Genomic DNA, 6,394 nt, shown 5'->3' on the forward strand with positions numbered 1-6,394 from the left:
AATGGATAGAATAAAATGTACGGTTGCATATGATGGCATGCATTTTTGTGGTTATCAAATTCAGCCGCAGCATCGTACTGTTCAACAAGAGATAGAGAAAGCATTGCAGAAATTGCATAAAGGAGAACTTGTTCGTGTTCAAGCATCGGGCAGAACAGATTCTACCGTTCATGCAAAAGGACAAGTGATACACTTTGATACCCCTTTGTCTCTTGCAGAGTGGCAATGGAGTAATGCTTTAAACACAATGTTGCCAGATGATATTGTTATCAGACAGGTAGAGAAAAAAACAGAAGAATTTCATGCGCGTTACGGTGTCGAGAAAAAAGAATATCGTTATCGTGTATTATTATCAAAGACTGCGGATGTATTCCGTAGAAATTACGTATATCAATATCCATATCCACTTGAAATAAACTCTATAAGAAAAGCGATTCCTTATTTTATTGGAACGCATGATTTCACTTCTTTTTGTTCGGCAAAAACTGACAAAAAAGATAAAGTGCGAACAATTTATGAAATTGAGTTAATTGAGCAAGACGACGAATTAATTTTTCGTTTTGTAGGTAATGGATTTTTATATAATATGGTCAGAATTATTGTTGGTACGTTACTGAACGTAGGGCAAGGAAAGCTTGATCCTGATAGCATTCCAGAGATTTTAGCGAAACAAAATCGCCAGTTTGCTGGAAAGATGGCTCCAGGTCATGGACTTTACTTATGGCAGGTAAACTATAACAACTAATCCTGGTGTAACATTTGCTTGACATTAGAAACTCAAAAGTATATCATAACATATGGTATTGTTTCTAAAACCACGATTAGCCCCGGAAGGAAATCGTGTTTAAGATAAACAATAGATTTTTTCTATGGAAAAGATAACGAGGAGGGAAACACATGCGTACGACTTTTATGGCAAAAGCTAACGAAGTTGAGCGTAAATGGTATGTGGTTGATGCTGAAGGTCAAACTTTAGGTCGCCTATCTACTGAAGTAGCATCCATTTTACGTGGTAAAAACAAACCTACATTTACACCACACGTTGACACGGGTGATCATGTAATTATTATTAACGCTGAGAAAATTCATTTAACAGGTAATAAATTAAACGATAAAATTTACTACCGTCACACTAACCACCCAGGTGGACTTAAGCAAAGAACAGCTCTAGAAATGCGTACAAACTACCCTGTACAAATGTTAGAGCTTGCAATTAAAGGGATGCTTCCAAAAGGACGTTTAGGACGTCAAGTATCTAAGAAATTAAACGTGTATGCTGGAGCAGAGCATCCACACCAAGCACAAAAACCAGAAGTTTACGAACTTCGCGGATAATCAATTAAAGGAGGGCTTACTTTGGCACAGGTTCAATACTATGGCACTGGACGTCGTAAGAGTTCAGTAGCGCGCGTGCGCCTAGTTCCAGGCGAAGGACGCGTTATCATTAACGGTCGTGATTTTGAAAACTATATCCCATTTGCTGCATTACGTGAAGTAGTGAAACAACCTCTAGTTGCAACAGAAACTTTAGGTAACTACGATGTACTTGTAAACGTAAATGGTGGTGGATACACTGGTCAAGCTGGTGCTATTCGTCACGGTATTTCTCGCGCTTTATTAAAAGCTGATCCAGAATACCGTCTAACACTAAAACGTGCAGGTCTATTAACTCGTGACGCACGTATGAAAGAGCGTAAAAAATACGGTCTTAAAGGCGCACGTCGTGCACCTCAGTTCTCAAAACGTTAATTTTTGCGAACTACAAACCCCAACCATTTTGGTTGGGGTTTTTTTATGTTTAATTCCTCTTTTGCAATTTTTTTAGCTTGGAATATTTTAGTGCTACGGCCTCGCGTATGCTTCTTCTTTAGAAGTTTAGACTAATAAGTATTAGGGAGGTTTATACGTACTATGAATGTCATTGTCAGCTTACAAGAAAAGCAAAAAGAAAAGCAGTTAAAATACGAGCGTAAGATGCTGCGAGAATTATCATTAAAAACATTGCGCTCAAATATTCGTGATGCCTTTCAGATGCAAGAACTTCATCGTCAGTATGAAGATTATTGTATTGAACTAGGGATAGAATCTTATTTATTAGGAGCGAGATACAGTAAATTTGGTTATTATGGTGAATCATTTTTTGATGTGAAATATAGAGCCTTAGAAGAAGAGCAACAATTAACTGAAACATTATTTCAATTTTTAACAAGTATGACTATGCGTGAAATTAAATTGCAAGACGAGGAATTACTTTTTGAATCTTGCCAGCAGTTTATCGGCCTGTGGTGGCAGGAAGGGTATGAAAAAGGTGAACGAAGATATCGATTAAAGCTACACTAAGACAAGCATAAACTTTCCTCTTGTCCCATATAAGTAATTAGAGGGACTAGCTGGAGGAGGAAAGGTATGAAGAGAATTCGAATTATCTCTTTTGCGCTCGCTGCGGTTGTTTTGTTTTTTTTAGTCAAACAAGAATTTCAAATTACAAAATCGTGGCGAGCTTGGAATTTGCCCTTATCAGGGAAAGTGATCGTGCTAGACGCTGGGCATGGTGGTCCAGACGGAGGGGCTGTTGGTGGAAAGGATATTGTAGAAAAAGATATTACGCTCGAGATTACAAAAAAAGTACAAGATTATTTACAAGAACAAGGTGCGTTAGTTATTTTAACTCGTGAAGGAGATTATGATTTAGCTAACAAAGATACAAAGTCATATAGTAGGCGTAAAGCAGAGGACTTAAAAAAGCGTGTAGAGATTATTAATAAGCCTGATGTAGACTTTTTTGCAAGCATTCATTTAAACGCTCTAACTAGCGGTGGATCTAAAGGCGCACAAACGTTCTATTACCGTTCTTTAATTGAAAATGAACGGGCTGCGAAATTTATACAGGCTGAATTGAGAACGAGCTTAGAAAATACGAATCGTTCTGCTAAAACAATTCCTCACGTGTACTTATTGAAGTATGCTAAAAAACCGGGTGCTTTAATTGAGGCTGGCTTTTTGTCGAATGTGAATGAAAGGTATATGCTAAATTCGGAGAAGTATCAGCAAAAAGTAGCAGCTGCAATATATCGTGGTATATTACGTTATTTCACAGAAAAAGGAAATCCTCCGGAATAAGGAGGATTTTTCGAGTTTCTCTCGTTAACGAAGTTTTCCGAAAATATGTTATACTGGAAATGTAAACGCATTTATTTCAAAAATAAAGAGAGATAAATTCAATTAGCATTACGTTATTTTTCATACAGGGGGCTGGGCTAATTATGGTAACAAAAGAGCAGGTAGTGGAAGCGTTGGAAGGGATTGTAGATCCGTTTTTACATAAAACGTTAAAAGAAACAAATGCAATTAAAGAGGTAACAGTCAAGCCTGAGAAGGAACATGTAAGTGTTAAAATTGCAATTGTAAAAACAGGTACAGCGGAACAAATGCAGTTGCAGTCTGGAATTGTAAAGTTAGTAAAAGAACTTGGGGCAACAACAGTTGGACTTCGTTTTGCAGAATTTACAGAAGAGGAATTAGCTCAGTTTGCACCACCGCAAGAGGAAGAGAAAAGTGAATCTTTATTATCACCGAACTCACATACAACATTTTTAGCAGTGGCAAGTGGAAAAGGTGGAGTAGGGAAATCGACTGTTTCCGTTAACCTTGCAATTGCTTTAGCTCGTTTAGGGAAAAAGGTCGGTATCATTGACGCGGATATTTACGGTTTTAGTGTACCGGATATGATGGGTATAGAGAAACGTCCAATCGTAAGAGGGGATAAGATAATACCGGTGGAGCGTCTAGGTGTGAAAGTGATCTCAATGGGATTCTTTGTAGAAGATAACGCACCAGTTATTTGGAGAGGACCGATGCTTGGGAAAATGTTAAATCACTTTTTCACAGAAGTAGAATGGGGTGATTTAGATTACTTAGTATTGGATTTACCACCAGGTACGGGTGATGTTGCTTTAGATCTGCATTCGATGTTGCCGGCTTGCAAAGAGATTATTGTAACAACGCCGCATCCAACAGCTGCATTTGTAGCAGCGCGTGCTGGAGCTATGGCTTTACGTACAGAACATAGTATTCTTGGTGTTGTTGAAAATATGGCGTATTTTGAAAGTAAAGCAACTGGTGAAAAAGAGTATGTGTTTGGAAGAGGTGGAGGAGATAAATTAGCTACGGAACTCCAAACAGATGTGCTTGGTCGAATTCCACTTCAACAACCGGATTGGAATAAAGAGGACTTTGCGCCGTCAGTATATGAAGATACACATACAACTGGTCTTATTTATCGTTCGATAGCTGAGACAGTTATTGATAAAACAGCTGTTACACAAAAGTAAAGTAGTAATGAGTGGACAATATATACATTGTCCACTCATTACTATAATTTTTATTATTGTTCTTTGTTCCCACCTTGAGAACCACCTTCACCGCCTGCACCTTTTTTATCAGACCCGCCTTTTTCAGCTTTTTGTACACCTTTACTAATGATGTCAATCATCTTAGCCTGGAAGAGTGGACTTTCGGCAGTTTCGGTTAGTACTTGTTGTAAATATTGACGATACTCTTTACTCTTCATTGTTTGTAACATAATTTTTTCTACTTCAGGATTTTTCATAATCTCTATAACACCTGACTGGTATTCAGGGTCTTTTAGTAAAGTTTTCATTAAGTTTGTTTGTTCTTTTCCCATACTTTTAGCAAATTTCGATGAGAACTCAGGGTCTTTAAAGAGTTTTCCCCAGAATTGTTGCCCTTTTTCGGATACCATCGCATCTTCAATCGTTTTCTTTACTACTGTTTCATCTAGTATGAGTGCTTGTTTCATTTTTTCATCAGTTAATACATCCTGGATCGCTTTTTTTCCTTGGTCTGTTTTTAAAATATCAACAATCATTTTTTTTGTTTGATCATAATCAAGTTCGGATTTTGCTTCTTTTTCTTGTGCACATGCCACTAGTGCGATAAATAGAAAAGAAGAAATCAAAACGAGCAGCAGCCGTTTCATAAATTGGAGCTCCTTTCAGCACAGTTCTCTTTTTTTAATATAAATCTCTTTAAGGAATTTATACATTAACATGGCTAGCTTTTTGAAATTGTCATTGATACAATTTAATTAGAAATATAAGAATAATGGGGGATGTGTTGTGAATAGCCGCAAGTGGGTACGACTATTTTTTACGACGTTATTTCTGGGTGGGATTAGCACAGTCTTAATTGGATTTGTTTTAGAGTGGGACAAGTACGCTAAATTTTTTCAAAATTTCGACGGAAAAGAGATTTTAGCAATTTCTTTTTGGTTGATGGGCGTAGGATTTATTTTTAGTGTTATAAGTCAAATGGGGTTCTTTGCGTATTTAACAATCCATCGTTTTGGATTAGGGATGTTTCGGTCATCGGCTTTATGGAATACGGTGCAACTCTTCTTTATTGCGTTCGTATTGTTTGATTTCGTTTATTTAAGGTCAGTACTTATTGCGAATGGGGAAGTTTCATTAGGGAATAACATACTTGTTGCGGGGATGTTATTTGTATTTGGAGCAATTGTCGCATACATAAAGAGTAAAGAAACGAATAAAAAAGCATTTGTGCCCGCTCTGTTCTTTATGGTTGTTGTAACAATTCTTGAATGGGTACCAGCGCTCCGGATTAATGACACAGATTGGTTATATTTAATGGTGATACCACTTCTATTATGTAATGCATATCAGTTACTTGTATTGCATCGTTTAATTGGACAAAAGAGTAAGTCAGCTTAATGAGGAGAGAGTGGATTTGTAATTAGCCAGGTTTTTATCATTTTATTATTTGTAAATCTCAGGATAAAAAAGCTCCGCTATCTTTCATTAAGATAGCGGAGCTTTTTATGTGTGAAGAATCGTGTAGAAAGGAACTACTTAATATCTTCGCTTTTCGTACTTGTGTTGGAAATAAGTTGTGATACAGATGTTTGTTCATATCCGTCGCTCTTTAATTTTTGTAAGAGTAATGGTAAAGCCTTATTTGTTTGAAGAGCAGAATCAGAAGCGTGTAATAAGACGATATCTCCACCCTTTAAATTGCTAGAGACTGTGGAAACGATTTTATTTACGCCGGGATTTTTCCAGTCATTTGAATTGTTACTCCAATGAACGACGGTGTATCCGAGTGATTCTGCTATTTTAAGGGTTGTTTTGTTAAAGTCGCCACTAGGTGGGCGTAATAGCTTGACTTGTTTTACGCCAAGTTTCGTAAAAACATCTTGCGCTCGCAAAAGATCTCTTCGTATTTCATTTGCTTCTAGTGAATTGTAGGATGTGTAATTATAGCCCATACTACCAATCTCATGTCCATCTTTCATGATTCGTTCGACAATATCAGGGTGTCTTTCGGCCCATGCAGCAGAGAGAAAGAAGGTTGCATT

9 protein-coding genes (1 of these 9 running past the window's edge) are annotated in these 6,394 nt (G+C 37.2%); 7 read left to right on the forward strand and 2 right to left on the reverse strand.

Features of this window, described 5'->3' with window-relative positions; all coding sequences use genetic code 11:
- Position 1 precedes the first annotated feature (1 nt).
- The 6 genes from truA (at position 2) to LUS72_RS00855 (ending at position 4,331) form a co-directional block, all read left to right on the forward strand.
- On the forward strand, positions 2-745 hold the full coding sequence (truA, locus tag LUS72_RS00830) for a tRNA pseudouridine(38-40) synthase TruA (RefSeq protein WP_002094769.1): 744 nt from the start codon (positions 2-4) through the stop codon (positions 743-745).
- Positions 746-897: 152 nt separating this feature from the next.
- The gene (rplM, locus tag LUS72_RS00835) at positions 898-1,335 is read left to right on the forward strand and encodes a 50S ribosomal protein L13 (RefSeq protein WP_001260795.1); all 438 of its coding nucleotides are present in this window, start codon (positions 898-900) and stop codon (positions 1,333-1,335) included.
- A 21-nt stretch (positions 1,336-1,356) separates the two neighbouring features.
- Positions 1,357-1,749: a 30S ribosomal protein S9 gene (gene rpsI / locus LUS72_RS00840; RefSeq protein WP_000079986.1), complete on the forward strand. Its 393-nt coding sequence runs from the start codon at positions 1,357-1,359 to the stop codon at positions 1,747-1,749.
- Between the two features lie 162 nt (positions 1,750-1,911).
- Positions 1,912-2,340, forward strand: a complete 429-nt coding sequence (locus LUS72_RS00845) for a YbaK family protein (RefSeq protein ID WP_001101006.1) — start codon at positions 1,912-1,914, stop codon at positions 2,338-2,340.
- A 66-nt stretch (positions 2,341-2,406) separates the two neighbouring features.
- Complete coding sequence (cwlD, locus tag LUS72_RS00850; RefSeq protein ID WP_097833005.1) at positions 2,407-3,120, forward strand: N-acetylmuramoyl-L-alanine amidase CwlD; 714 nt, start codon at positions 2,407-2,409, stop codon at positions 3,118-3,120.
- 143 nt (positions 3,121-3,263) lie between these two features.
- Complete coding sequence (locus LUS72_RS00855) at positions 3,264-4,331, forward strand: Mrp/NBP35 family ATP-binding protein (protein ID WP_071747335.1); 1,068 nt, start codon at positions 3,264-3,266, stop codon at positions 4,329-4,331.
- 53 nt (positions 4,332-4,384) lie between these two features.
- Here LUS72_RS00855 and gerD read toward each other — a convergent pair whose 3' ends face one another.
- On the reverse strand, positions 4,385-4,999 hold the full coding sequence (gene gerD, locus LUS72_RS00860) for a spore germination lipoprotein GerD (protein WP_097833004.1): 615 nt from the start codon (positions 4,997-4,999) through the stop codon (positions 4,385-4,387).
- Positions 5,000-5,138: 139 nt separating this feature from the next.
- Here gerD and kbaA point away from each other — a divergent pair, with 139 nt between their 5' ends.
- Positions 5,139-5,750, forward strand: coding sequence for a KinB signaling pathway activation protein KbaA (gene kbaA, locus LUS72_RS00865; RefSeq protein ID WP_097833003.1), 612 nt, complete (start codon positions 5,139-5,141; stop codon positions 5,748-5,750).
- 134 nt (positions 5,751-5,884) lie between these two features.
- On the opposite strand, the gene pdaB is transcribed toward kbaA, so the two are convergent.
- A protein-coding gene (gene pdaB, locus LUS72_RS00870) for a polysaccharide deacetylase family sporulation protein PdaB (RefSeq protein WP_097833002.1) crosses the window boundary here: on the reverse strand, positions 5,885-6,394 show its 3' portion. The gene runs 255 nt beyond the window's last position; only the last 510 of its 765 coding nucleotides appear in the window; its start codon lies off the right edge, out of view; the stop codon is at positions 5,885-5,887.

It is taken from the genome of Bacillus cereus (genome assembly GCF_025917685.1).
GTDB classification, from domain to species: Bacteria; Bacillota; Bacilli; order Bacillales; family Bacillaceae_G; genus Bacillus_A; species Bacillus_A cereus_AT.